This is a genomic window from Micromonospora sp. NPDC023869 (assembly GCF_055559695.1).
Map to the genome: position 1 here is coordinate 85734 of NZ_JBVHKD010000005.1, position 26272 is coordinate 112005.

General features: G+C 72.3%; 23 protein-coding genes. 16 read left to right on the forward strand and 7 right to left on the reverse strand.

The window, feature by feature from the left end; genetic code table 11:
- The first annotated feature begins 16 nt into the window (after positions 1-16).
- From ACZ31C_RS16490 to serA, 5 genes are all read left to right on the forward strand, one after another.
- A complete protein-coding gene (locus ACZ31C_RS16490) occupies positions 17-2377 on the forward strand; it encodes a putative bifunctional diguanylate cyclase/phosphodiesterase (protein ID WP_465796019.1) in 2361 nt (786 codons plus the stop codon).
- 233 nt (positions 2378-2610) lie between these two features.
- Positions 2611-4476 carry an acetolactate synthase large subunit gene (locus tag ACZ31C_RS16495; RefSeq protein ID WP_465796020.1) on the forward strand — a complete coding sequence of 622 codons (1866 nt, stop codon included), beginning with the start codon at positions 2611-2613 and terminating at the stop codon, positions 4474-4476.
- Positions 4477-4556: 80 nt separating this feature from the next.
- Positions 4557-5072: an acetolactate synthase small subunit gene (gene ilvN / locus ACZ31C_RS16500; RefSeq protein WP_350693563.1), complete on the forward strand. Its 516-nt coding sequence runs from the start codon at positions 4557-4559 to the stop codon at positions 5070-5072.
- 120 nt (positions 5073-5192) lie between these two features.
- Complete coding sequence (ilvC, locus tag ACZ31C_RS16505) at positions 5193-6206, forward strand: ketol-acid reductoisomerase (protein WP_396749245.1); 1014 nt, start codon at positions 5193-5195, stop codon at positions 6204-6206.
- Between the two features lie 293 nt (positions 6207-6499).
- Positions 6500-8098 carry a phosphoglycerate dehydrogenase gene (gene serA, locus ACZ31C_RS16510; RefSeq protein WP_350693566.1) on the forward strand — a complete coding sequence of 533 codons (1599 nt, stop codon included), beginning with the start codon at positions 6500-6502 and terminating at the stop codon, positions 8096-8098.
- Between the two features lie 99 nt (positions 8099-8197).
- Here the strand turns inward: serA and ACZ31C_RS16515 are convergent, their stop codons facing one another.
- Positions 8198-8557 (reverse strand): hypothetical protein, encoded by a 360-nt coding sequence (locus ACZ31C_RS16515; RefSeq protein WP_449947213.1) that lies wholly within the window; start codon positions 8555-8557, stop codon positions 8198-8200.
- 347 nt (positions 8558-8904) lie between these two features.
- The gene (locus ACZ31C_RS16520; protein ID WP_465796237.1) at positions 8905-9750 is read right to left on the reverse strand and encodes an FAD:protein FMN transferase; all 846 of its coding nucleotides are present in this window, start codon (positions 9748-9750) and stop codon (positions 8905-8907) included.
- Positions 9751-9966: 216 nt separating this feature from the next.
- Between ACZ31C_RS16520 and ACZ31C_RS16525 the strand changes: the two genes are divergently transcribed.
- Together ACZ31C_RS16525 and ACZ31C_RS16530 are read left to right on the forward strand one after the other, a co-directional pair.
- Positions 9967-10998, forward strand: a complete 1032-nt coding sequence (locus ACZ31C_RS16525) for a 3-isopropylmalate dehydrogenase (protein ID WP_350693569.1) — start codon at positions 9967-9969, stop codon at positions 10996-10998.
- A 241-nt stretch (positions 10999-11239) separates the two neighbouring features.
- On the forward strand, positions 11240-12337 hold the full coding sequence (locus tag ACZ31C_RS16530; RefSeq protein ID WP_465796021.1) for a branched-chain amino acid aminotransferase: 1098 nt from the start codon (positions 11240-11242) through the stop codon (positions 12335-12337).
- Positions 12338-12455: 118 nt separating this feature from the next.
- Here the strand turns inward: ACZ31C_RS16530 and ACZ31C_RS16535 are convergent, their stop codons facing one another.
- Both ACZ31C_RS16535 and ACZ31C_RS16540 read right to left on the reverse strand, forming a co-directional pair.
- Positions 12456-13202, reverse strand: coding sequence for a tyrosine-protein phosphatase (locus ACZ31C_RS16535; RefSeq protein ID WP_465796022.1), 747 nt, complete (start codon positions 13200-13202; stop codon positions 12456-12458).
- A 63-nt stretch (positions 13203-13265) separates the two neighbouring features.
- On the reverse strand, positions 13266-13778 hold the full coding sequence (locus ACZ31C_RS16540) for a PRC-barrel domain-containing protein (protein ID WP_465796023.1): 513 nt from the start codon (positions 13776-13778) through the stop codon (positions 13266-13268).
- A 310-nt stretch (positions 13779-14088) separates the two neighbouring features.
- On the opposite strand from ACZ31C_RS16540, the gene cimA reads away from it, so the two are divergent.
- A complete protein-coding gene (gene cimA, locus ACZ31C_RS16545; RefSeq protein ID WP_465796024.1) occupies positions 14089-15672 on the forward strand; it encodes a citramalate synthase in 1584 nt (527 codons plus the stop codon).
- Between the two features lie 140 nt (positions 15673-15812).
- On the opposite strand, the gene ACZ31C_RS16550 is transcribed toward cimA, so the two are convergent.
- On the reverse strand, positions 15813-16808 hold the full coding sequence (locus ACZ31C_RS16550; RefSeq protein WP_465796025.1) for an endonuclease/exonuclease/phosphatase family protein: 996 nt from the start codon (positions 16806-16808) through the stop codon (positions 15813-15815).
- 375 nt (positions 16809-17183) lie between these two features.
- Here ACZ31C_RS16550 and ACZ31C_RS16555 point away from each other — a divergent pair, with 375 nt between their 5' ends.
- The 8 genes from ACZ31C_RS16555 (at position 17184) to ACZ31C_RS16590 (ending at position 23914) form a co-directional block, all read left to right on the forward strand.
- Entirely contained in the window at positions 17184-17678 is a 495-nt protein-coding gene (locus ACZ31C_RS16555) for a hypothetical protein (protein ID WP_465796026.1), read from the forward strand.
- A gap of 192 nt (positions 17679-17870) precedes the next feature.
- Positions 17871-18923, forward strand: a complete 1053-nt coding sequence (locus ACZ31C_RS16560) for an AAA family ATPase (RefSeq protein ID WP_465796027.1) — start codon at positions 17871-17873, stop codon at positions 18921-18923.
- A complete protein-coding gene (locus ACZ31C_RS16565; RefSeq protein WP_465796028.1) occupies positions 18923-19939 on the forward strand; it encodes a DUF58 domain-containing protein in 1017 nt (338 codons plus the stop codon). Before ACZ31C_RS16560 ends, ACZ31C_RS16565 begins: the two co-directional genes overlap by 1 nt.
- Complete coding sequence (locus ACZ31C_RS16570) at positions 19936-20895, forward strand: VWA domain-containing protein (protein ID WP_465796029.1); 960 nt, start codon at positions 19936-19938, stop codon at positions 20893-20895. Before ACZ31C_RS16565 ends, ACZ31C_RS16570 begins: the two co-directional genes overlap by 4 nt.
- 53 nt (positions 20896-20948) lie before the next feature.
- Positions 20949-21803, forward strand: a complete 855-nt coding sequence (locus ACZ31C_RS16575; RefSeq protein ID WP_465796030.1) for a S1C family serine protease — start codon at positions 20949-20951, stop codon at positions 21801-21803.
- 110 nt (positions 21804-21913) lie between these two features.
- The gene (locus ACZ31C_RS16580) at positions 21914-22192 is read left to right on the forward strand and encodes a hypothetical protein (protein WP_350693586.1); all 279 of its coding nucleotides are present in this window, start codon (positions 21914-21916) and stop codon (positions 22190-22192) included.
- 24 nt (positions 22193-22216) lie between these two features.
- Complete coding sequence (arfB, locus tag ACZ31C_RS16585; protein WP_396749215.1) at positions 22217-22642, forward strand: alternative ribosome rescue aminoacyl-tRNA hydrolase ArfB; 426 nt, start codon at positions 22217-22219, stop codon at positions 22640-22642.
- A gap of 123 nt (positions 22643-22765) precedes the next feature.
- Entirely contained in the window at positions 22766-23914 is a 1149-nt protein-coding gene (locus tag ACZ31C_RS16590) for a cellulose binding domain-containing protein (RefSeq protein ID WP_465796031.1), read from the forward strand.
- 46 nt (positions 23915-23960) lie between these two features.
- On the opposite strand, the gene ACZ31C_RS16595 is transcribed toward ACZ31C_RS16590, so the two are convergent.
- Both ACZ31C_RS16595 and ACZ31C_RS16600 read right to left on the reverse strand, forming a co-directional pair.
- Entirely contained in the window at positions 23961-24827 is an 867-nt protein-coding gene (locus ACZ31C_RS16595; protein ID WP_465796032.1) for a 3-methyladenine DNA glycosylase, read from the reverse strand.
- A 33-nt stretch (positions 24828-24860) separates the two neighbouring features.
- Positions 24861-26144, reverse strand: coding sequence for a hypothetical protein (locus tag ACZ31C_RS16600; RefSeq protein WP_465796033.1), 1284 nt, complete (start codon positions 26142-26144; stop codon positions 24861-24863).
- Between the last annotated feature and the right edge of the window lie 128 nt (positions 26145-26272).

Sequence of the window (26272 nt, forward strand, 5' to 3'; positions counted from 1 at the left end):
CGGCAGAGTTGGCGGGGTGCACACACCCCCGGCGTTGATCGGTGTCGCGGTGTCGAGCGCACTGGTCGCCCTCACGGCCGGTGTGCTGTTCGCCCTGTCGGTACGCCGTCGGTCCGCCCCGCACCGCTCGGCGTACGCGTTGCTGGCCGCGGGTGGCGTGATCGCCCTGCTGACCCTGCTGGTCGGGGTGGCGGAGGCGCTCACCGTCGGCGGGCACTGGGCACACGAGCAGGCGCAGCGTACCGGTTGGGCCACGCTGGTCGCGATCGGCACGGCGGCGAGCAGTCTGCTCTTCGGTGCCGGCCTGCTCCGGATGCCCGGGGTCGCCGGCTCGGCGAGTTCCGCCGCCCGGCTGGCCCTGGACGGGGTGATCGTCGGTGCCGCGCTCTGGTTCGTGGGGTGGGTGCTGCTCTCCGAGCCGACCCGACTGCTCGGCGCGGCCACCCCGACGGCCTGCCCGGCGATCCTGGTCGCCTCGGCCAGCGCGGCGCTGAGCACCGGGCTGGCCGCGATCATGGTCTTCCGCGCACCACCGCCCCGGCAGCACCTCGCGGTGCTGGGCGGCGGGATCACCGTGGCCACCGGTGGCGGGTTGGCCATCGCGGCCGGGCTCTGCCAGGGCGGGCCGGGCGTGACCTTCGTCGGTGCGGCGCTGCTCGCCGTGGGCCTGCTCGCCGCCGCGCTGGCGGTCCGCCGGATCGATCCGCCGGACCAGGTCGCCGTCGACGTGATCCGCCGCGACAGCGAGTACGCGGTGGTGCCGATGATCGCGATGGCCGCCTCGGCGATGTACCACCTCTTCCAGGACGGCCGGTTCGACGGTCCGGCCATCGTCGCCGGCAGCATCGAGGGCTTCGCCCTGGTCGCCCGGCAGTACCTCACCCTGCACGACGTGCGGGCCTACGCCCGGCGGCTCGCCGAGCGGGAGGCGCACTTCCGCCAGCTCGCGCACACCGACGCGCTCACCGGGCTGGCCAACCGGCGGGGGCTGTTGCAGTCGCTGCACCGGTCCGCCGAGGCCCGGGTGCCCTGTGTCCTGCTCGGCCTGGACCTGGACGGCTTCAAGAACGTCAACGACATGCGCGGCCACGACGTGGGTGACGCGGTGCTGGCCGAGGTGGGCCGGCGGCTGCGCGGCAACCTGCGCCCCGGTGACCTTGCCGCCCGGCTCGGCGGCGACGAGTTCGCGGTGCTCATGCACGGGGGCCCGGCCGAGGCGGGAGTGGTGGCCGAGCGGCTGCTCAGGGTGCTCGGCGGTGCCTACGAGCAGTCCGAGGGGCCGGTGTTCCTCTCGGTCAGCATCGGAATGGCGGGTTGGGCCGAGGAACCCGACGTCGAGTTGCTGCTGCGGCACGCGGACGCCGCCCTGCGCTACGCCAAGCAGCGCGGCAAGAACCGCATCGAGCGCTACGACGGGGCGTACGACCGGTTGTTGCGTCGCCGCACGACGCTGGAGCACGAGCTGCGCGGCGCGATCGAGCGCGACGAGCTGCGGTTGGTCTTCCAGCCGGTGGCCTCGTTGCCGTCGGTGCGTCCGGTCGGCGCCGAGGCGCTGCTGCGCTGGCGCCATCCGGCGCTGGGCAACGTCCGGCCGGACGAGTTCATCCCGCTCGCCGAGGAGTGCGGGATGATCGCCAAACTCGGCGCCTGGGTGCTGCACCAGGCGTGCTACCAGTTGTCCCGCTGGCTGGCCGAGGGGCACGATGTCTGGGTGTCGGTCAACGTCTCGCCGCGTGAGCTGCACGCCGCCGAGTACGTGGTGCAGGTCGCCGAGGCGCTGCGCGCGCACCACGTCCCGCCGCAGCGGTTGGTGCTGGAGGTCACCGAACACGCGGTCGCCACCGACCTGGACGAGCTGATCCGGCGGCTGACCGCGTTGCGCCTGACCGGGGTGCGGATCGCGCTGGACGACTTCGGGGCCGGCTACTCGTCGCTGGGGCAGTTGCGTCGGCTCCCGATCGACATTCTCAAGATCGACCACAGTCTGGTCGCCGAGCACGAGCCGGTCCGGCCGGTGGGGCAGGACGGCCCGGCCTTCGCGCCGATGGTCGACATCGTGATGCGACTGGGTCACCAGCTCGGGCTCGAGGTCGTCGCCGAGGGCGTGACCAACCCCACGGAACTGGCCGCGGTGGTCGCCGCCGGCTGCCGGTTCGGTCAGGGCGCGCTGTTCGGTTGGGGCGTACCGGCCGAGCACCTGGAGGCGATGCTGGAGGCGGCGACGTCGCCGGGTGCCCGCCCGGCCCGCCCGGTACCGGTGGACGGGACGCCCGCGCGCCCCTTCCAGCCGCCCCTTCCACGTGCGGTCGACGGTGCGTCCGAGCACGTCGGACCCGGTGTGAGCGGCGTGCCGGACGGAACGCGCCGAGATCCGTGAACCAATATGTGGGATCAGTTGACTCATCGCGTGAGATGCGTCAGGCTTGGCCCATGTCGTCGAACCGGTCGCTGCGAGTACTTACCTGAGCGCACTCTCCCTGACTGAGAGTGCGCTGGCCCCGTGCATCTGGCACGCGGGCTTTTTTCTTGCCGTCGAACCCATCGGACGCCGCCGGATCGCCGCGTCCACCCGTGAGCAGCCCCACCCACTCCAGCCGAAGGCAAACCGCCATGACGAGACCCACGCCAGAGACCCTCGCCCACTCCGCCCGGCGGGCCCGTAGCGCCGCCGAGACCACCGACGCCGCCCGCGCCGCCACCCCCACCCCGGCGGTACGCCCCACCCAGGCCCAGTCCCAGGTCTCGGGCGCCGGTTCGCTGGTGCGTTCCCTCGAGGCGCTCGGCGTCGACGTCGTCTTCGGTATCCCGGGTGGCGCGATCCTTCCGGCGTACGACCCGCTCTACGACTCGACCGTCCGGCACATCCTGGTCCGGCACGAGCAGGGCGCCGGGCACGCGGCCACCGGTTACGCGCAGGCCACCGGCCGGGTCGGGGTGTGCATCGCCACCTCCGGGCCGGGCGCGACGAACCTGGTCACCCCGATCGCCGACGCGTACATGGACTCGGTGCCGCTGGTGGCGATCACCGGTCAGGTGGCGCGGCCCTCGATCGGCACGGACGCCTTCCAGGAGGCGGACATCCAGGGCATCACGCTGCCGGTGACCAAGCACAACTTCCTGGTGCAGAACGCCACCGAGATCCCGCGGGTGCTGGCCGAGGCGTTCCACCTGGCCTCGACCGGCCGTCCGGGCCCGGTGCTGGTGGACATCCCCAAGGACGTGCTCCAGGCGCCGACCACCTTCGCCTGGCCGCCCACCCTGGACCTGCCCGGCTACCGGCCCACCCTGCACCCGCACGGCAAGCAGATCCGGGAGGCGGCCCGGCTGATGAGCAACGCCCGTCGCCCGGTGCTCTACGTCGGCGGCGGTGTGCTCAAGGCCGGTGCCACCGAGGGCCTGCGCAAGCTGGCCGAGCTGACCGGCATCCCGGTGATCACCACGTTGATGGCGCTGGGCGCCTTCCCCGACTCGCACCGGCAGCACCTGGGCATGCCCGGCATGCACGGCACCGTCGCCGCGGTCTACGGCCTGCAGAAGGCCGACCTGATCGTGGCACTGGGCGCCCGGTTCGACGACCGGGTCACCGGCAAGCTGGACTCGTTCGCACCGGACGCCGCCGTGGTGCACGCCGACATCGACCCGGCCGAGATCGGCAAGAACCGGCACGCGGACGTGCCGATCGTCGGTGACGCCCGGCACGTGATCGACGAGCTGCTGGCGGCGGTCAACGCCGAGCGGGCGGCGGGCCGTGGCACCGACCTCACCGACTGGTGGGCGCAGCTCGACGACCTGCGTGAGCGATACCCGCTGGGCTACGAGGAGCCCAGCGACGGCACCCTCTCCCCGCAGTACGTGATCAAGCGGCTGGGGGAGATCGTCGGACCGGACGCGATCTACGTCGCCGGGGTGGGCCAGCACCAGATGTGGGCCTCCCAGTTCATCTCGTACGAGAAGCCGCAGACCTGGCTGAACTCCGGCGGCCTCGGCACCATGGGGTACGCGGTGCCGGCGGCGATGGGTGCCAAGGTCGGCATGCCGGACACGGTGGTCTGGGCGATCGACGGCGACGGCTGCTTCCAGATGACCAACCAGGAGCTGGCCACCTGTGCCCTGGAGGGCATCCCGGTCAAGATCGCCGTGATCAACAACGGCAACCTCGGCATGGTCCGCCAGTGGCAGACGCTGTTCTACGGCGAGCGGTACTCCAACACCGACCTCGGCACCCACAAGCACCGCATCCCGGACTTCGTCAAGCTCGCCGAGGCGCTGGGCTGCATCGGGTTGCGCTGCGAGAACGCCGAGGACGTCGACAAGACCATCGAGGCCGCGATGGCCATCAACGACGCGCCCGTGGTGATCGACTTCGTGGTCGGCAAGGACGCCATGGTGTGGCCGATGGTCCCTGCCGGCACCAGCAACGACGAGATCATGTTCGCCCGTGGCGTCCGCCCGACCTTCGACGAGGATGACATTTAGATGAGTGAGCGTAGCGAACGAATCATCGGGCTCAGCCCACTGTCGCGTCATGGCGCGACCGAGCGCAGCGAGGTCGTGGCATGACCATGCACACTCTCTCCGTGTTGGTGGAGAACAAGCCGGGCGTGCTGGCCCGGGTCTCCGGGCTCTTCTCCCGGCGGGGTTTCAACATCGACAGCCTCGCCGTCGGTGAGACCGAGAACCCGGACGTCTCCCGGATCACCATTGTGGTCAACGCCGAGTCCTCGCCGCTGGAGCAGGTCACCAAGCAACTCAACAAGCTGGTCAACGTGCTCAAGATCGTCGAGCTGGACCCGTCGACCTCGGTGGCGCGCGAGCTGCTGCTGGTGAAGGTGCGTGCCGACCGCAACGCCCGCGCCCAGGTCCTGGAGACGGTCAACCTGTTCCGGGCACGGGTGGTCGACGTGGCCTCGGACACGCTCACCGTCGAGGCCACCGGCACCCCCGACAAGCTCGACGCGCTGCTGCGCGACCTCGAACCCTTCGGGATCAAGGAGATGGTGCAGTCCGGCCTGGTGGCGATCGGCCGGGGCTCGCGCGCCATCACCGCCGGCCCCGCCCTGCGGGCCGCCTGACCCGAGACCGCTGGCCCGTCGCGCGGGCCGTCCGAACCGAACCGCCGGCCCGGCTCCTTGAGGCCGCGGCAACCACGAAGCCACGACGGGCCACTGCGGCCGCCGTACGAAAGGGAAGTCATGAGCGTTGAGGTGTACTACGACGACGACGCCGACCTGGGCCTGATCCAGTCGAAGAAGGTCGCCGTGATCGGGTACGGCAGCCAGGGCCACGCCCACGCGTTGTCGCTGCGCGATTCGGGTGTCGACGTGGTGATCGGTCTGCCGGAGGGTTCGAAGAGCCGGGCCAAGGCGGAGGAGCAGGGCCTGCGGGTGCTCACCCCGGCCGAGGCGGCCGCCGAGGCCGACGTGATCATGGTGCTGGCACCGGACACCGCGCAGCGGCACGTCTACGCCGAGTCGATCGCGCCGAACCTCAGCGCCGGCAAGGCGCTGTTCTTCGGGCACGGCTTCAACATCCGGTACGGCCTGATCACGCCGCCGGCCGAGGTGGACGTGGCGATGGTCGCCCCGAAGGGCCCCGGTCACCTGGTCCGCCGGCAGTACGCCGACGGCAAGGGCGTGCCCTGCCTGGTCGCGGTCGAGCAGGACGCCAGCGGCAGCGCGCTCGCGCTGGCCCTGTCGTACGCCAAGGGCATCGGTGGCACCCGGGCGGGCGCGATCAAGACCTCCTTCAAGGAGGAGACCGAGACCGACCTCTTCGGCGAGCAGGCGGTGCTCTGCGGCGGTGCCGCGGCGCTGGTGCAGACCGGTTTCGAGGTGCTCACGGAGGCCGGGTACGCCCCCGAGGTGGCCTACTTCGAGTGCCTGCACGAGCTGAAGCTCATCGTCGACCTGATGTACGAGGGCGGTATCGCCCGGATGCGGTACAGCGTCTCCGACACCGCCGAGTACGGGGACCTGTCCCGGGGCCCGCGGGTCATCGACGGCCGGGTCAAGGAGGAGATGCGCAAGATCCTCAGTGAGATCCAGAACGGCGAGTTCGCCCGCGAGTGGGTCGCCGAGGACGAGGCCGGCCGCCCCAACTTCAGCAAGTGGCAGGCGGAGGGCGCGGCGCACCCGATCGAGGAGACCGGCGCCAAGCTGCGCGGCATGATGAGCTGGGTCGACCGGCCGATCACCGAGACGGCCTGAGATCTCGGCCACCTGAGAGCACTCTCACCGACGGCACCCGGACCCGACGTTCTCCCCGACGTCGGGACCGGGTGCCGTGCTGTTCACCGGGGTGGCTAACGATCGTTAACACGCACGTCACGTCCGGTTTGTGAGGGCACTCACCCCGTGGTCCGGGGCGCGCCGGGCTGGCCGCCCCCTACGATCGCGGTAGGTGCTCCAGGCGGCACCTGACGGCCATGGCCCCGCCCGCGCCGGGCGCAGCGCAGCGTCCCCGCACCGGCCGACCGCTCTGACGACATCTACGAGGACCAATGACTCCTGTCGTACTGATCGCCGAAGAACTCGCCCCCGCCGCCATCGAGGTGCTCGCCCACGACTTCGACGTCCGGCACGTCGACGGCACCGACCGCCCGGCTCTGCTCTCGGCGCTCTCCGAGGCCCACGCCGTCATCGTCCGCAGTGCCACCCAGATCGACGCCGAGGCGATCGCCGCCGCACCGCGACTCAAGGTCGTGGCCCGGGCCGGAGTGGGTCTGGACAACGTCGAGGTGCCCGCCGCCACCGCGCGGGGTGTCATGGTCGTCAACGCCCCCACCTCCAACATCGTCTCCGCCGCCGAGCAGGCCGTCGCGCTGCTGCTCGCCGTCGCGCGGAACACCGCCAGCGCCAGTGCCGCGCTCAAGGCGGGGGAGTGGAAGCGGTCCAAGTACACCGGCGTCGAGATGCAGGGCAAGACCGTCGGCGTGGTGGGCCTGGGCCGCATCGGCGTGCTGTTCGCGCAGCGCATCGCCGCCTTCGGCACCCGGCTGATCGCGTACGACCCGTACATCCAGCCGGCTCGCGCCGCGCAGCTCGGCGTACGCCTGGTCGGGCTGGAGGAGTTGCTGCGGGAGAGCGACTTCATCTCCATCCACCTGCCGAAGACCCCGGAGACCGTGGGCCTGATCGGTGAGAAGGAGCTGTCCATCGTCAAGCCGGGCGTGCGGATCGTCAACGCCGCCCGGGGTGGCCTGGTCGACGAGCAGGCGCTGGCCGACGCGCTGGCCGAGGGCCGCGTCGCGGGCGCCGGTGTGGACGTGTACGCCAAGGAGCCGTGCACCTCCTCGCCGCTGTTCGCCCTCGACAACGTGGTGGCCACCCCGCACCTGGGCGCCTCCACCGCCGAGGCGCAGGACAAGGCCGGTCTGGCCGTGGCCAAGAGCGTCAAGCTGGCCCTGCAGGGCGAGTTCGTGCCGGACGCGGTCAACGTGCAGGCCGGCGGCGTGGTCGCCGAGGACGTACGCCCGCTGCTGCCGCTGGCCGAGAAGCTCGGCCGGGCGTTCACCGCCGTCGCCGGTGGGATCGCCGCCAGCGTCACCGTCGAGGTGCGCGGCGAGATCGTCGACCACGACGTCACGGTGCTCAAGCTCGCCGCCACCAAGGGGCTGTTCAGCTCCGTGGTGGAGGAGCAGGTCACCTACGTCAACGCGCCGCACCTGGCCGCCCAGCGCGGCGTGGAGGTGTCGCTGACCACCCAGACCGACACCGTCGAGTACCCGGTGCTGGTCACCGTGCGCGGCGCGCTGCCCGACGGCCGTACGGTCAGCGTCTCCGGCACGGTGACCCACGCGGGCACCCGGGACATCATCAAGCTGACCGAGGTGGACGGCTTCGACGTGGAGATCGGTGCGGAGGGCATCCTGCTGTTCCTCCGGTACGCCGACCGCCCGGGCGTGGTCGGCACCGTCGGCACCCTGCTCGGCGAGGCCGGCATCAACATCGCCGCGATGCAGGTGGCCCGCCGGGAGGCCGGTGGTGAGACGCTGATGACCCTCACCGTCGACCAGGCGCTCGGTGCCGAGCTGCTCACCTCGGCCGCCGACTCGATCGGCGCGACCGCGGCCAGCGCGGCGGACCTGCGCGACGAGTAGTCCACACGCGACCGACAGGGGCCCGGCCGCCGGCCGGGCCCCTTCGTCGTCCGTCGCGCGGAACCGACCGGGGTGTCGGTGCGCGGCCGGGCGGAGTGGTCAGCCGGGCAGTCGGACGGCCGGCGGCGGATAGACCGAGCCGTCCTGCGCGTCGAACAGCATCAGCCGGTACTCGCCGGCGAATCGCTCGATGTCCAGCAGTACCTGGTCGGGGCAGCCCGGATCCAGGTTCATCTCCACGTGGTCGGCCGCCGCGTGCAGCGGCATCACCGCCCAGGGCGTCCGAAAGCCGTTCGGCCGGTCGGGGTAGCTGGCGGTGATCGCCCGATAGAAGGCCACCACCCGTGGGTCCGGTTGGCGTTCGCCGTGCCGGCCGTTCCGGCACTGCTGCACCGCGGCTCGTACGTCCTCGGGCGTCGCCCCGTCCGGCAGGGCCCACACGCTCAGATCGAAACTCACGGCGGACAGCGTGCCATCCGGTGTGCACCTTGTCGAAAACGGCCCGGTTGCGAGAGCGTTAGCGCGCCGATGGAATCGTTCCAGAAGCTCCCCTGTGGAGCCCTTGCCGCGAATCACGTCAATTCGATAGCGTACGGGTGCGGTTACCGGCCGAGTTCGTGGCAGCGGCCCGTCTTCGGGTGGCGAGGTCGACGTCCGGCCGACCGGCCCGCACCCCTCGATTGCGCGAGCCATGCGCTTTCGTCGCCGACCGGCCTCCACGGTCGTTGCCGCGGCCGTGGAGGCCGATCGTTGCCGTCGCCCACACTCGACACTCTTACCTCGTGCCGATGTGCGCGCCTCCCGAGTCAGCGCCGGGTGGCGAACAACGCGTGGTAGTCCGAATCGGACCGGAACCAGGCGAGTCCGGCCGGCCCGGCGGCGTACAGGGCGGTGGCGTACGCGTCGGCCACCGTCAGGTCGGGGCCGACCACCGTGGCGGCGATCAGTTCGTCGGCGGGCTCACCGGTGTGCGGGTCCACCACATGGCCCTGCCGTCCGGTCACCCCCGAGGTGCCGATCGCGCCCGCCGTCATCTCCAGCACCAGCGGTGCCCGGCGACGGTCGGTCGGGTGGTGCACCGCGATCCGCCATGGCCCGCCGTGTGCGGCGTTTCCGCGTACCACCAGGTCGGCGCCGGCGAGCACGGCGTAGTCGTGGATGCCGGCGGCGCGCAGCCGGGCCGCGGCCCGCTCGACCGCCCACCCACCGAGCAGGCCGCCCGGGTCGAACCCGCCGGGCACCGCCCAGGCGTCGAACCAGCCGTCCGTGGCGGCCCGCATGGCGGCGCACCGGTCGACCAGCTCCGCCAGCGGCGGGTACGAATCGGCGCTGATTTCGTCCCGACGCAGCCGGGACACCAGACTCTCCGGTCGGTGCGGGCTGTAGGTCAGGTCGATGGCCCGCAGCTCGGCGACGGCGTCCCGCAGCGCCTCGCCGACGCCCCGGCGGCCGAGCCACTCGGGGGCGTTCAACAGCAGGCGGTACTCCGCGGTCGAGGTGCGGACGGTGTGCGTGACGGCGATCCGGTCGCCGGCCACCGTGCCGCTGCGGTCCGGCTTCGGGTCGCGGGTGCCCAGCCGCAGGTCGGGCCGGCGGTAGCGAAAGACCGCCGGGTCGATCCAGCGGGTCCGTGGCTGCTCGTCGGTCCACATCGTGTCCGCCCCCTCCTCGACGTCCGCCGCGCCGTTACGCCGACCGTCCGGGCCGGGTGGCCCGTTGGAGATCACCGTAGGCAGCGGACATGACCGCCCCATGAATGCCTCCTGGGAAGGTGCTGTGCGTCGGTGATTTCCCGAAAAGTGGAACACTCGTACCGGGAGGCGGGACGGCAGCGTACCGTCGACCCGATACGAGCGAAGGAGCTGACGGTGGCACGGATCGCGGTGGTGGCCGGAGACGGGATCGGACCCGAGGTGGTCGCGGAGGCTCGCAAGGTCATCGACGCGGTGCTGCCGGGCGTCGAGGCGACCGAGTACGACCTCGGCGCGGCACGTTACCACCGCACCGGCGAGGTGCTGCCCGACTCGGTGCTGGCCGAGTTGGCCGAGCACGACGCGATCCTGCTCGGCGCGGTCGGCGACCCGACCGTCCCGCCCGGCGTGCTGGAGCGGGGCCTGCTGCTCAAGCTTCGGTTCGCCTTCGACCAGTACGTCAACCTCCGCCCGTCGCGCCTCTGGCCCGGCGTGGCCAGCCCGCTGGCCACCGTCAAGTCCGGTGAGGTGGACCTGGTGGTCGTCCGCGAGGGCACCGAGGGCCTCTACGCCGGTGCCGGCGGCGCGTTGCACCGGGGCACCCCGGCGGAGATTGCCACCGAGGAGAGCCTGAACACCCGGCACGGGGTGGAGCGGGTGGTCCGGGACGCCTTCGCCCGCGCCCGTCGGCGCGAGCGGCGCAAGGTGACGCTGGTGCACAAGACCAACGTGCTCACCCACGCCGGCTCGTTGTGGGCCCGCACCTTCGAGGCGGTGGCCGCCGAGCACCCGGACGTCACCACCGAGTACCAGCACGTCGACGCCGCCGCGATGTTCCTGGTCACCCAGCCGCAGCGGTACGACGTGGTGGTCACCGACAACCTCTTCGGTGACATCCTCACCGACATCGCCGCCGCGGTCACCGGCGGGATCGGCCTGGCCGCCAGCGGCAGCATCAACCCGGACGGGACGTACCCGTCGATGTTCGAGCCGGTGCACGGCTCCGCGCCGGACATCGCCGGCCGTGGCGTGGCCGACCCGGTCGCCGCCGTGCTCTCCGGTGCCCTGCTGCTCGACCAGCTCGGGCACGCCGACGCCGCTGCCCGGATCACCGCCGCGGTCAGCGCGGAGCTGGCCGCCCGTGGCCCGGACGTAACCCTGCGTACGGCCGAGGTAGGCGACCGGATCGCCGCGCAGGTATCCGCCTGAGGTTGCCGCTGCGTCGCCGGTGATCCCGGTGACGAGGGTTCGAGGTGCGCGCCGGGCGAACTCCCGGACCTCGGCACGACCCCGCGTCGATCAGCACGTTCCGTGGGCTCCGTACCGGTTGTCGGCTTGCTACCCGCCGGTCGACCTACCCGCTGAACGACCGTTCGGGGTAAGTTTCTGGCACAAAAGTTTCCGGCATGCCCTCGGCGCATGTCGTCGTACCCCCAGGGAGGTCAGCGCAATGAGCGGTGGTGACAAGCTCGACTTCGAGATCCGTCCGAATCCCGCGCCGGTATCCGCCGCCGATCGGGCCGCGCTGCTGGCCAACCCCGGATTCGGTCGGGTGTTCACCGACCACATGATCACCGTCCGTTACGCCGAGGGTAAGGGCTGGTACGACGCCCGGGTCGAGGCGCGCGCGCCGATCCCGATGGATCCCGCCAGCGCGGTGCTGCACTACGCGCAGGAGATCTTCGAGGGAATGAAGGCGTACCGCGCAGCAGACGGCGGGGTGACCATGTTCCGCCCGTATGCCAACGCGGCCCGGTTCAACATCTCGGCGACCCGGATGGCGATGCCGACGCTGCCCGAGGAGACCTTCGTCGACTCGCTGCACCGGCTGATCGAGATCGACCGCGAGTGGATCCCGGAGGGCGAGGACGGCAGCCTCTACCTGCGGCCGTTCATGTTCGCCAGCGAGGTCTTCCTCGGTGTCCGGCCGGCCAACGAGTACCTCTACTCGGTGATCGCCTCGCCGGTCGGGGCGTACTTCTCCGGCGGCGTCAAGCCGGTGACGGTCTGGGTCTCGCCCGACTACACCCGGGCCGGGCCCGGTGGCACAGGAGCGGCCAAGTGCGGCGGCAACTACGCCGCGTCGCTGGCCGCCCAGGCGCAGGCCATCGAGCACGGCTGCGACCAGGTGGTCTTCCTGGACGCGGTAGAACGCAAGTACGTCGACGAGTTGGGCGGCATGAACGTCTTCTTCGTCTACGACGACGGATCGGTGGCCACCCCGCCGCTGACCGGCACCATCCTGCCCGGCATCACCCGGGAGTCGGTGATCATGCTGGCCGAGGCGGCCGGACACCGGGTCGAGGAGCGTGCGGTGACCTTCGACGAGTGGCGGGCCGACGCCGCCAGCGGCCGGCTGCGTGAGGTCTTCGCCTGCGGCACGGCGGCGGTGATCACGCCGATCGGCGTGGTGCGCTTCCCCGAGGGGGAGTTCGCCGTCGGCGGCGGCGCGCCGGGCACGGTGACCATGGGCCTGCGTCAGCAGCTCGTCGACATCCAGCGGGGCAAGGGCACCGACCCGGCCGGCTGGGTCCACCGCGTGCTCTGAGCCGTTGAGATGCAAGGAAGGGTCCCCTGCTAACGCCTACGGCATAGCAGGGGACCCTTCCTCACGTCCGGACGGTGCAGCGCCGTGCGCGCGGCAGCGGCGTCGGGGGTGCGCTCCCTCAGGCGAGCAGGTGGGTGCGCAGGGCGGTGAGCTGTTCGTCGGTGACTCCGGCGTGCCGCAGGTAGTCCTCGACCGAGCCGTGGCCCGCCCGGATCTCGGTGAGGAAGAGCAGCATCGCCTCGGCCGGCGAGGACAGGAACGGCGCGGGCAGCGGCGCGGCGTCGGGCAGGGTGGCGGCGATCCACGCGCTGAACCGTTGCGAGGCCTCGGTGCTCAGCGCGTAGTCCGACGCGATCTCCTCGTCGTCGACGCCGAGCACGGCGAGGGTCAGCCCGCAGACGATCCCGGTGCGGTCCTTGCCGGCCACGCAGTGCACCACCACCGGGCTGTTCGCCGCGTCGGCGACCAGGCCGATCGCCTCGGCCAGCCCGGCCGTGCCGGTGCGGGCCAGGTCGGCGTACCGGTCGGCGAGGTAGCGGGCCAGGTCGGTGTGCGAGTCGTGCAGCCCGGCCCACTCCGCGTGCTCGGGATGGATGTTGCGGTAGGTCAGCCCGTCGAACTCGGGGACCCGGCCGTCCCGCTCCACCTCGTGCGGCCGACGCAGGTCGATGACCGTGCGGACACCGAGCGCCGCGAAGGCGTCCCGGTCACCGTCGCCGATGCGGTGCAGCGAGTCTGAGCGGTAGAGCCGGCCGGTGCGTACGGTCCGGCCGTCGTGCCCCCGGTAGCCGCCGACGTCCCGGAAGTTGAACGTCGTGGTGAACGGGATCCTGCGGTTGACCTCGATGGCGTCCACCCCTGTCACGGTAGACGGCCGGCGGGCGGATGCCCACCGGCCGTCAGGCCGTACGCCCAAGCAGGGGAGTCGTCAGCGGAGGGAGCCGGGCGGGGTGGCGGCGTACGTGTCGTTGTAGTAGCCGCCGAGCTTGTCCCGGTACGCCGGGTCGGTGGCGGTCTCGTCGTACTCCGGAGCGGCCTTGATCTGGTCCTTCTCGCGGTCGACGTAGACCTTCTGCTCCTCGTGGTCGACGTGGTTGACGGTGCCGGCGGGCAGCATGACCTTCTTGCCGAAGATCCACGGCCCGGTGTCGACGACGAGGTAGCTCGCGTTGACCTCCTGGCTGTTGCTGTCGATCTTGCCGATCGACCCGTCGGTGGCCTCGACCTTGTAGCCGACCAGGTTGGCGCCGGCCACTCCGGCCTCGTCCCGGTAACTCCACGGGTCGAAGGCTCCGGCGGGGGCGCCACCGGGCACCGTGCCCTGGTCGCCCTGGATGGTGACGTCCTCGCTCGACACCGCGCGCAGCGTCGGGTCGGGCTGGCCGCCGTGCAGCGCCGGGTCGGGCGTGGCGTGCGTGCTGTCCGGGTTGAGCCTGTCCATGGGGATCTCTCCTGCCCCGACTGCGATCAGTCGTCTCGGAGGAAGGGGTTCGCTGTCCCGAAGACACGTACCCGGCGCGACGTCTTCTACACCCACTGCGGGGAATCCGCCTCGATGTCCCGTCCCGACATGTGGATTGTTTCTCCCGCAGGCTGTCCGAGAGTGGCAGAGTACCCACCGTGACCAGCACCGCCCTCATTATTGGCAACTAGCGCGCCGGCTTCTCCCTCCGCCGAGCGCGCAGACCTCCCGCATCCGCGGGGGGTCTTTTTGTTGCGTCGGCCGGTGCCTGTACGAAGGGATCTCCCCCATGACGTTCCAGGTCTACGACACGACCCTGCGCGACGGTGCCCAGCGCGAGGGGGTCAGCTACTCGGTGGTCGACAAGCTCGCGGTGGCCCGGCTGCTCGACGAGTTCGGCGTCGGCTTCATCGAGGGCGGGTGGCCGGGTGCGGTGCCCAAGGACACCGAGTTCTTCCGTCGGGCGCGTACCGAGCTCGACCTGAAGCACGCGGTGCTGGTCGCCTTCGGCGCCACCCGCCGGGCCGGCGCGGTCGCCGCCGACGACCCGCAGGTGCGCGGCCTGCTCGACGCGCAGACCCCGGCGATCGCCCTGGTGGCCAAGGCCGACCTGCGGCACGTCGAGCGGGCGCTGCGCACCACCGCCAAGGAGAACCTGGCGATGATCCGCGACACGGTGACCCACCTGGTCGCCGAGGGACGTCGGGTCTTCGTCGACGGCGAGCACTTCTACGACGGCTACCGCCACGACCCGGCGTACACCGCGTCCGTGGTGGAGACGGCGCTGGCGGCCGGGGCGGAGCGGTTCGTGCTCTGCGACACCAACGGCGGGATGCTGCCCTCCTGGGTCACCGCGGCCATCTCCGACCTCACCGACCGGATCGGGGTCGCGCCCGAGGTGCTCGGCATGCACGCGCAGAACGACACCGGATGCGCGGTCGCCAACACCCTCGCCGCCGTGGAGGCGGGCGTCCGCCACGTGCAGGGCACCGCCAACGGGTACGGCGAGCGGCCGGGCAACGCCGACATCTTCGCCGTCGCGGCGAACCTCCAGCTCAAGCTCGGGCTGCCGGTCCTACCGGAGGGCTGCCTGGAGCAGATGGTGCGGGTCTCCCACGCCATCGCCGAGATCGCCAACATCGCCCCCGACACCCACCAGGCGTACGCCGGGGCCGCCGCCTTCGCCCACAAGGCGGGGCTGCACGCGAGTGCGATCAAGGTGGATCCGCTGCTCTACAACCACGTCGAACCCGAGGTGGTGGGCAACGACATGCGGATCCTGGTCACCGAGATGGCCGGCCGGGCCAGCATCGAGCTCAAGAGTCGTGAGCTGGGGCTGGATCTGGCCGGCCATCCGGAGACGCTGTCCCGGGTCACCAACCGGGTCAAGGAACTGGAAGCCGGTGGCTGGTCGTTCGAGGCCGCCGACGCCTCGTTCGAGCTGCTGGTCCGCTCCGAGTTGCCGGACGCGGCACCGGCCCGGCCGTTCGCGCTGGAGTCGTACCGGGTGCTGGTCGAGCACCGTGAGGACGGCGCGGTGGTCTCCGAGGCGACCGTCAAGATCCGGGTACGCGGCGAGCGGGTGATCGCCACGGCCGAGGGCAACGGCCCGGTCAACGCGCTCGACGAGGCGCTGCGCGTCGGCCTCGGCCGGCACTACCCAGAGCTGCGCAACTTCGAGCTGGCCGACTACAAGGTCCGCATCCTGGAGGGCAGCCACGGCACCGGCGCGGTCACCCGGGTGCTGGTCGAGACCGCTGACGGTCGGGGCGGTGGCTGGACCACCGTCGGCGTGCACCCCAACGTGGTCGAGGCGAGCTGGCACGCCCTGGTCGACGCGCTGACGTACGGCCTCGACCGCGCCCGCGTGTAACACCGCACCCGGCACGCGCGCCGGGGCGTAGCTCCGCACGCCTTCCGGGTGCGGCCGGGTGCCTCGGGCGTTAGGAAGGGTCCCCTGCTATCGCCTGGTGCATAGAAAGGGTCCCTTCCTTACACCTCAGCCCTTACGCATCACAGCGGGTGCGGTGCCGAGGGCAGGTGGAGGTCGGCGAGGACCATCCGGTGGTCGCTGCCGGGTAGCGGGTGCACCGTCACGGCGCGTACCGCGATCCGGCGGTCGACCAGCACGTGGTCGATCACGACCGGCGGGATGGGGTCACCGTCGTACGGCCCCCAGGTGCCGGCCAGCCCGGCGCCGACCGAGGCGGCGGCGTCGGCGTACCCGGTGCGCAGCAGGGCACGCAGCGGGCCGTGGTCGAGGGTGGCGTTGAAGTCACCGGCCAGGACGCTCAGCGGCCCGTCAGGGGTGGCCGCCGGTTGGGCCGCCAGGTCCGCGCGCCAGCCGGGCACCTGGTCCACCGCGTACGGGGCCGCCGGGTGGACCGACTCAACGCGGACGGCCGGCGCGCCGGGCACCGCCACCGTCGCGTACGCCTGCGTGAAGCTCCAGCCGCCACGGAGCCGGCGGACGCCGCCGTCGCCGATCGGGTGGCGGGCGTAGAGCCCGGAGCCCGGCGTGCCGTCCATCGGGTTGAGCTGCCGATGGGGGAGCAGGTCGGCCAGGCCCAGCCGGTCCAGTTCGGCCTGGGCCGTCGGGGTGAACTCCTGCACCACCAGCACGTCCACCCGCGCCTCGCGGACCAGCGCGACCACCGCCCGTGGGTCGGCGGCACCGGCGAGCAGGTTGGCGGTGAGCACGCGCAGCTCCGGTCCGTCGACCGTCGGCTGCGGCGAGGGCAGCGCGCGGGGCACGACCGCCGCGAGCAGCGCCGCCGTGGTCACCGCCGCGACCACCGCCGGCCAGCGGCGTCGCAGGGCGACCGCGAGCACCACCGGGATCAGGCTGCCGAGCAGCGCGTACGGCGTGAAGGCCAGCGCCTGCACCAACGGTCCCCGGTCCAGCCCGGCCAGCCGGACGACGGCCCACCCGGCTCCGGGGGCGACGGCGAGCCAACAGAGCACGGTACGTCCGGACAACGTCGACGGCCGGCCGAGGATGATCGCCACAGCAGGCAGGGTAGCCGCCACCCGGCGACCGGCGGAGATGCATGACGTACGCGGGCGACCGAACAATTCTCGCGCCTCATTCGTGAATGCGCCTCTCACAATTAGTGGTGTTGATCCGACATTGCTCCAAAGCGTGAAGGGTTATTGACCGAAGGTATTTTCCGGTGTTACGTTCCTGCTGGTCGGGTGGTCGCGATCAGGGAGATTTTCCCAGCTCAGAGCGCATGTCGATCATCGAGTAAGGCCGTTTGCGAGTGCACGAGAGAATGCGGCATCCGGCGTTCGAAGGTCATTGCGGCCCGACGAGGAAAAGGCAATATCCGCCCCGCGTGTCGCGGGTCGGCGTATCCCCACGGTCACCAAGGGAGACCTGTCATGACCAGATTTTTCCGACGTAAGGCGGCCGCGGTGTCGATCGCGGCCTTGGCCCTGGCCCTCGCTGGCGGTGGTATCGCCGCGGCGAAGCCCACTGTGGCGGGCAACCAGCCCACCGCCCGCGCCACCGCGCAGCAGCCGGCGGTCACCACCGCCTCGATGAACAGCGCCCGGGCCCTGCTGGCCAAGGGTGAGGTCGCCGCGGCCAGCACCTCCGGGTACGCCACGGCGGTCAACGCCAACGGCACCAAGGCCCGCGGCGACGGGGTCGTGATCAAGTACGGCGTCGGCCAGTACGAGGTGCAGTTCGGCAGCAGCGTCGCCACGGGCATCTACGTGGCGACGATCGGCCAAGCGGGCTCGTGCTGCGTCCCGCCCGCCGGGGAGGTCTCGGTGGCACCCCGGCTGCTCACCCCGAACGGGGTGTTCATCCAGACGCGCAACTCCGCCGGTGTTGCCGCCGACCTGCCGTTCTTCGTGATCGTGCACCGCTGAGCGGGGCACGACCACCGGCCCCCACCCGTGCGGTGGGGGCCGGTGGTCGTTGCGTTCCCGGACGACCCGCCCGACCAGTTTCGTGCCGTCCGGCCCGGTTCCACGCCGTGACGGTGGCGGTCGACCCGTCTGGGCCGGGCAGGGCCGGTAATTCCGACGTTTGCCCGAGGTGCGCCTCGGGAAGCAAGCACCGTGACGGACATCTCGGACACCATGGCCAGCCTGCCCACCCCGGTCGATCCGGACGCGACCGCCGCCGAGCTGGACCAGACGCTCTTCGAGGTCAAACGCGTGATCGTCGGGCAGGATCGGCTCGTCGAGCGCCTGCTCATAGCCCTGATCGCCGACGGGCACTGCCTCCTGGAGGGCGTGCCGGGGGTGGCCAAGACGCTCGCCGCGCAGACGCTCGCCACGGTCGTGGGCGGCACCTTCTCCCGGATCCAGTTCACCCCCGACCTCGTCCCCTCGGACATCGTCGGCACCCGCATCTATCGGGCGTCGAAGGAGAGCTTCGACGTCGAACTCGGGCCCATCATGGCCAACCTGGTGCTCGCGGACGAGATCAACCGGGCCCCGGCCAAGGTGCAGTCCGCGCTGCTGGAGGCGATGGCCGAACGTCAGGTCTCGATCGGCGGGCGCAGCTACCGGGTGCCGGAGCCGTTCCTCGTGCTGGCCACCCAGAACCCGATCGAGTCGGAGGGGGTCTACCAGCTCCCCGAAGCGCAGCGTGACCGCTTCCTGATGAAGATCCTCGTCGGTTACCCGGACGGCGCCGACGAACTGGCCATCCTCTACCGGATGAGCGCCGATCGACCACGGGCCCGTCCGGTGCTCGACGCGGATCGCCTGCGCGCCTTCCAGCGGCAGGCCACGCAGGTCTTCGTGCACCACGCGATCGCCGAGTACGTGGTCCGTCTCATCCTCGCCACCCGGGATCCGGTCCGATTCGGGCTGCCGGAGATCGCCCCGCTGCTGGCGTACGGCGCCAGCCCGCGCGCCACCCTCGGCCTGGTCGCCGCCGCGCGGGCGCAGGCGCTGCTGCGCGGCCGGGAGTACGTGCTGCCCGAGGACGTCCGGGAACTCGCGGGCGACGTGTTGTCGCACCGGCTGGTGCTCTCCTTTGACGCGGTAGCCGACGGGGTGACCGCCGAGGCCGTCGTGCGCCGCCTGGTGGAGGTGGTTCCGCTGCCTCGGGTGGCGGCCACCGGCCAGCCCGAGTACGCCCCTGACCTGGCCGCCGCCTGATGGCCCGCCGCCCCGCCCCGGTGCCCGTACCGGCCGATCCGGTGCTCGCCGACCTCACTCCGGACCAGCGGCTGCGTCGGCTGGAACTGACCGTCACCCGCCGCCTCGACGGCATGCTGCACGGCGAGCACCGGGGCCTGCTACCCGGTCCGGGCAGCGAACCCGCCGGCAGCCGGGAGTACCGGCCCGGCGAGGACGAGGTACGCCGGATGGACTGGTCGGTGACCGCCCGGACCACCGTGCCGCACGTCCGGCAGGTGGACGCCGACCGGGAACTGACCACCTGGCTGCTGGTGGACGCCAGCCCCAGTATGGAGTACGGCACCGCCGAGCTGGACAAGCGGGAACTGGCGGTGGCCGCGGTCGCCACGGTCGGCTTCCTCACCACCGGTCCGGGCAACCGGCTCGGCGCCCAGGTGCTCACCACCTCCGGGCTGCGTCGGCTGCCGCCGCGCGGTGGGCGTACCCATCTGCTCGGCCTGCTGCGCGGGCTGCTGGCCGAACCCCGGGTGGGCGGCCACGACGGGCCCGGCGGGCCGTCGCCCGGCACGGCCGACCTCTCCGACGCGGTGGCGGCGGTGCACCGGGTGGCCCATCGGCGCGGCCTGGTGGTGGTGGTCTCCGACTTCCTCGACGGTCTGCCCGACGATCCCCGGCTGCCGGCCACCTGGGAACGCCCGCTGCGTCGGCTGGCCGTGCGGCACCAGGTGCTGGCGGTGGAGATCACCGACCCTCGTGAGCTGGACCTGCCGGACGTCGGCCTGATCACCCTGGCCGACCCGGAGACCGGCGAGCGGCGCGAGGTGTGGACCGGCGACCGGCGGCTGCGCGAGCGGTACGCGGCAGCCGCCGCCGCCCAACGAGACCAGGTCCGGGACGCGGTACGCCGGTCCGGCGCGACCCACCTGAGCCTGTGCACCGACCGGGACTGGGCGACCGACGTCGTGCGGCACGTCCACGCGCAACGGCGGCTGGCCGCCGCCGGAGCCGGACCGAACCGGGGAGGTGCGGCATGATCTGGCAGTCACCGATGCGGCTCTGGCTCCTGCTCGGCGTGCTGGCCCTGGCGCTGGCCTACCTGGTGGCGCAACGGCGGCGCAGCCGCTACGCGGTCCGCTTCACCAACCTGCGGCTGCTCGACCGGGTCGCGCCCCGGCGACCGACCTGGCGGCGGCACCTGCCCGCCGGTCTCTTCCTGGCCATGCTGGCGCTGCTGGTGGTGGGTTTCGCCAGACCCACCGCCGAGGTGCGGGTGCCCCGGGAACGGGCCACCGTGATGGTGGCGGTGGACGTGTCCACCTCGATGCTCGCCGGCGACGTGGACCCGGACCGGCTCACCGCCGCCAAGAGCGCCGCCCGGCGGTTCGTCGACGGTCTGCCGGACGAGTTCAACGTCGGGCTGGTCGCCTTCGCCGGCAGCGCGGCGGTGCTGGTGCCGCCGAGCACCGACCGGGAGGCCCTGCACGACGGCATCGAGCGTCTCGCCGAGGGGGTGACCGGCGTGCAGGGCACCGCGATCGGCGAGGCGATCAGCACCTCGCTGGGGGCGGTGAAGGCGTTGGACGAGGCCGCCGCGACCCAGCCGCCACCGGCCCGGATCATCCTGCTCTCCGACGGGGCGAACACCTCGGGCATGGACCCGATGGAGGCCGCCGCCGACGCCGTCGCGGTCGAGGTGCCGGTGCACACGATCTCGTTCGGCACGCTGAGCGGCTTCGTGGACCGGGGCGGTCGGCCGATCCAGGTGCCGGTGGACGGGGAGACGTTGCAGGCCGTCGCCGAGCAGACCGGCGGCGTCTTCCACGAGGCCGCGACGAGCGACGAGCTGCGGGCCGTCTACGACGACATCGGCAGCTCGGTGGGCTGGCGCAAGGTACGGCAGGACGTCGCGTCCCGGTTCATCGGGCTCGGACTGGTGTTCGCGATGGGTGCGGCGTACGGCTCGATGCGGTGGTTCTCCCGCCTGCCCTGATCCGCCCCGACGACCCGGCCGACCCGGGCCCGCCACACGTGAGGAGCGTACGAATGGCAGTGCAGACCGGACTGGGTGAGCCACGCGGGCCCTGGTTCGTCTCGCCGGACCTTCGCCCGGACGGGCGGGGCGGACCGGACGGGACGAGCGGTGACCGGGCGGCGTGGAGTTGGCGCCGCCGGCTGCTGGCGGGGCTGGCCGTGGTGACGCTCTCCACCGGATCGGGGGCGTTGGCCGGGGGCTGGGTGGCCGGTCGTGACGGTGTGCCGGGTCCGGCTGCGGCGTCCGCCGCCCCGGTGCCGGCCGAGCTGGTCACCGCGGCCGAGAAGACCGTGCCCGGAGTGGTGTCGGTGCTGGTGGGCGACGGGGGCGGCGCCTCGGCGACGGGTTCCGGGTTCGCCGTCGACACCGAGCAGCACATCATCACCAACGACCACATCCTGGCCAAGGGACGCGGTGCGGTGACCGTCGAGCTGCCGGACGGCCGGCGGCTCGCGGCGGAGGTGGTGGGCCGGGAACCGGGCAGCGATCTCGCCGTCCTCCGGGTGCCGTCCTCCGCCGGGTTGACGGCGTTGCCACTGGCCAAGCCGGGGTCGACCCGGGTGGGCGAACCGGTGCTGGCGGTCGGTTCGCCGCTGGGGCTGCCGGGCACGGTCACCGCGGGGATCGTCAGTGCGCTGGACCGCCAGGTCCGCCTCGGCGACAACCGGCACCGGGCGGTGCAGACCGACGCCTCGATCAACCCGGGCAACTCCGGTGGGCCGCTGGTCAACGCGCGGGGCGAGGTGGTCGGGGTGAACACCGCGATCGCCACCATCGACGGCAACGGCTCGATCGGCATCGGGTTCGCCATCCCGATCGAGCAGGTGCAGCAGACCGCCGACACGATCATCGGCAAGGGCGGCTGATGTCACGTACGGTCACTGTCCGATTACGTGCGGATGCGCGGTCTGTCGGGTTTCTGGCGTTAGAAGATCGGAGAATGGAAATATTACGCTGAGTATGGATACTGGCGTGGGTGGAGCGTCCTCTCATCGCGGTCCTCCTGCTGGTGGGCCTCATCATCGGAAGTGGTGTCGGGTCGTCGTACGCGCGGGCCCGGCGCGGCTGGAACGACTATCAGGCGGCGAAGAAGACGGTGCCCGGCGCGCGCCGCGCTGCCTGGCTGCTGATCAAGGTGGTCACCACCAAGGTCGGGGTGATCGCCCTGTTGCTGGTCGGGGCGGTCGCGTACGCGGCGGTCGGTGGCGACGAGTCGACCGTGCCGGAGTCGAATCCGAGCAGTGCTCCGAAGTAGCCGCCGGCACGTTAGCCTCGGTGCGTGGACGACGGACTGCGGGTGACCGACCGGTGGAGTGTCCCCGCCGCCGAGCTGCGGGAGCGGTTCTCCCGGTCGTCCGGGCCCGGCGGCCAGGGGGTCAACACCACCGACTCCCGGGTCGAGCTGAGTTTCGACCTGGCCGGGTCGCCCAGCCTGCCGGAGTCGCTGCGGGCGCGGGCGCTGGAGCGGCTCGCCGGTCGGCTGGTCGACGGCGTGCTGACCATCGCCGCCAGTGAGCACCGGGCGCAGCTCGCCAACCGCGAGGCGGCCCGGGAGCGGCTCGCCGCACTGCTGCGCGAGGCGGTCGCGCCGCCACCCCCGCCGCGTCGGCCGACCCGCCCGTCGCGGGCCGCCAAGGAGCGTCGGCTCGCCGAGAAGAAGCGCCGCTCGCAGCGCAAACGCGACCGCCGGGCGGACGGCGAGTAGCGCGGCGCGGGGCGGTGGTTGCGTCCGTCGATTGATGAACGTCGTTGCGTCTGGTTGACTGTCGGCGGGAGCGCCAGGGCCGGTCACACCGCAGCCACCACACGTGACGGGAGTCCCTCCACCATGCTCCGAAGGTCCCTGCTGACCGCCTCCACCGCCGCCGTCGCGGCGGTCGTCCTCGCCCTCGCCGCCGGCTCGGTCGCGGCCCCTCCCTCCGCCGCCGCACCGGCCGCCCTTTCTGCCGACAATCGACCGGCACTTGCCGTCGCCGCTGCCGACCCGGTCCGCGTGATGCCGCTCGGTGACTCCATCACCGGCTCGCCGGGCTGCTGGCGGGCGGTGCTCTGGAGCCGCCTCCAGTCTGCCGGGCACACCGCCGTCGACTTCGTCGGCACCCTCGGTCCGCAGGGCTGCGGCCAGCCGTACGACGGCGACAACGAGGGGCACGGCGGATACCTGGTGACCAACGTGGCCAACCAGAACCTGCTGCCGGGCTGGCTGTCGGCCACCCGCCCGGACGTCGTCCTCATGCACTTCGCCACCAACGACGTGTGGAGCAACGTCGCTCCGGCCACGATCCTGGCCGCGTACGGCCGGTTGGTGGACCAGATGCGAGCCGCCAACCCCGCCATGCGCGTCCTGGTTGCGAAGATCATTCCGATGGCGCCGAGCAGTTGCCCCGAGTGCGGCCAGCGGGTCGTCGCCCTCAACAACGCCGTCGACGGGTGGGCGGCGGGCAAGACCACCGCCCAGTCGCCGATCGTGGTGGTGGACCAGTGGACCGGCTTCAGCACCACCACCGACACGTACGACGGGGTGCACCCGAACGCCGCGGGCGACCAGAAGATCGCCGACCGCTGGTACCCGGCGCTGGTGGCGGCCCTGACCGGCGTACCCACGCCCACGCCCACCGCGACGCCCACCCCTCCCGCGACGCCCACCCCTCCCGCGACGCCCACGCCGCCGTCGGGCGGCTGCGTGGCGAGCTACCGGGTGGCCGGACAGTGGCAGGGCGGATTCCAGGGAGAGGTGACTGTCCGTAATGGAGGGTCGACCGCGATCGCCGGTTGGACGGTGCGATTCGACACCGCCGACGGTCAACGGATCACTCAGGCGTGGGGGGCCGAGGTGGTCCAGAGCGGAACGACGGTCACTGCCCGTAACGCGGGCTGGAACGGCGTGCTGGCCTCGGGTGCCCAGACCACGTTCGGCTTCCTGGCCAGCACCGGCGGCACCCCCACCGTCCCGACGGTGAGCTGCACGGCCTCCTGAGCATCGGTGCGGGGCCGCGTCCAGCGGAGGTGGCCCCGCCCGGTTGTCAGACGGGGATCGCCGCCAGCAGCCGATCGCGCAGCATTGCGGCCCGCTCGGCGAAATCCCGCTGCGCCCCGGCGTACGCGGCCCGCCCCTCCGGGGTCTCCACCCGCACCGGCGGGTAGCCGAGCGCCGCCAGGTCGTACGGCGAGGCCCGCATGTCCAGCGTGCGGATCTCCCGGGCCAGCGCGAAGGCATCGGCGACCAGCTCCGACGGCACCAGCGGGGAGAGTTTGTACGCCCACTTGTACAGGTCCATGTTGGCGTGCAGGCAGCCCGGCTGCTCGTGGTCGTGCTGCGTGTCCCGGGTCGGCCGGAGCACGTTGAGCGGGCGGGCCGGCTCGGTGAAGAATCGGTACGCGTCGAAGTGGCTGCACCGTACGCCCCGCTCCTCGACGACCTCGGCGGTGCGCTCCGGGCTCAGCCGCAGCGGCCAGGCGCGGTGCCGGACCTCGTCCTGGTTCTGCCGGTAGACCATCGCCCACTCGTGCATCCCGAAACAGCCCAGGTGGGCGGGGCGTCCCGAGGTCGCCGCCAGCAGGGATCCGATCCAGCGCACCGACTCGGCACGACGGGCCAGGACCGCCCCGGTGTCGAGGACGACCCCACCGTCGACCAGCCGGTAGTCCGGACCGAAGTCGACCGCGTCCGCCTCGCGCAACAGCACCCCCACACCCGGATGCCATCGGCGCAACTGCGCCGGCCGGCACGAATAGTAGGTGAAGAGGAAGTCCTCCACCGGATGCTTCTCGCCCCGCCTGCGACGCTCCAGGTGCCCGCTGAGCCAGCCGTCCACTCGCTCCTCGTGGGCGCGGCGGCGTGCCTGCCAGTCGGCCGCGTCGAGCACGGCGGGGGCGAGGGCGGCGGTCATCGTCCCAGGGTACGACCGCCGCCCGACCGCCGGTCAGGGCACGTCCACCCGCACGCCGGCGGAGAAGACCCCGCTGCGCAACTCCAGGTGCCGGGGCGGCTCCGCGCCGTTGACCGTGAAGACCAGCGGCAGCACCGTACGACTGCCCGCCGCCATCGGCTCGGCGAAGACGTCCCGCCCCCGGTTGGCCCGCCGGGTGGCCTGCTCGTCGGTAGTGACCCAGTTGCCGTCCGCCAGGTACGCCCGCTGCAACTTGCCGTGCCAGCTCTGGTGCTCCGGGGTGACGTTGCGCACCCCCACGGTCGCCTGGCACTGGCGGGCGCCCCGGCCCGGCTCACAGGCCATCCGATAGACGGTGAACTCGAACGCGTCCTCGGTCAGCGGCACGCCGATCCCACCGCTGATCCCGGTGCCCTTCCAGGCGCCGCTGGTCGGCTGGCTGTCGGTGTCGATTGCGGCGACCCGCCGGGTGGCGGTCCACGCCGCCACACCGATCGTGACGATGAGCACCGTCGCGGCCACCGGCACCACCAGCCAGACCGGCGGCGTACGGCGACGGACCGGGGGCCGGGGCGTGGCCGGGCGCGGGTACACCGTCCCCCGTCCCTCCGAGGCCAGCGCGGCGGCGACCGGTCGCCTGCGTCGACGCCAGGTGACGAAGCCGATCACGCCGAGCACCAGCACCGCGACCGCACCGGCCAGCAGCGCGGGCGCCTGGTGCCGCCAGCCCGACTCCGCCGCACCGGCCGCCGGTGCGTCCGGCGACGTCCAGGTGGCCGACGCGCAGTCGTACGGCTGCTGGTCGTCGGTGCCGTAGGCGCAGGCGGGCGTGGTCAGCGGTTGCTGCGCGGAGGCGGCGGTCAACGTGGTGTCCAACGTCCTGGTGCTGCGCGGCGGCAGGCTCAGACGCCAGGTCACCTCGGTCGCCGGTGACCCGTCGGGGCGTACCTCCCGGCCGCCACCGCTGATCGTCGTCGCCGTGGCGCCCTGCGGCAGTTCCTGGCGCACCGTGGTGGAGACCGGCGCATCGCCCCGGTTGCGGACCTCGATCCGGTAGCCGGGCGCGGCGGTGTTCTGCGGTCTCACCGCCACGCTGACCTCCGGCCTGGCCACCGGCGGGGCGACCCGGGTCGGCGTGGGCACCGCTGGCGGGGCCGACGGCATGGTGGGCTCGGGCGTGGCGGCTGCCGCGTGCGGCCGACCGGGCGCCGGTGCGTCCGGGGCGGTGGCCGCCGGCAGGACCGGCAGCGCCGTGAGCAGACCGACGCAGTGCACGATCGCCGCGAGCTTCCTGTGGTGTCGTGTCGATGCAGGCATGCGAACGAACCTCCGCAGCCGACGCTAGGTGCGCGCGCACGTCGTGCGGGTACGAAGCGACGAATCCGGCCCCGACGCTGATCGTCGCAGGTATGGTGCGCCACCGTCGATCCGGCCGGACCGCATCG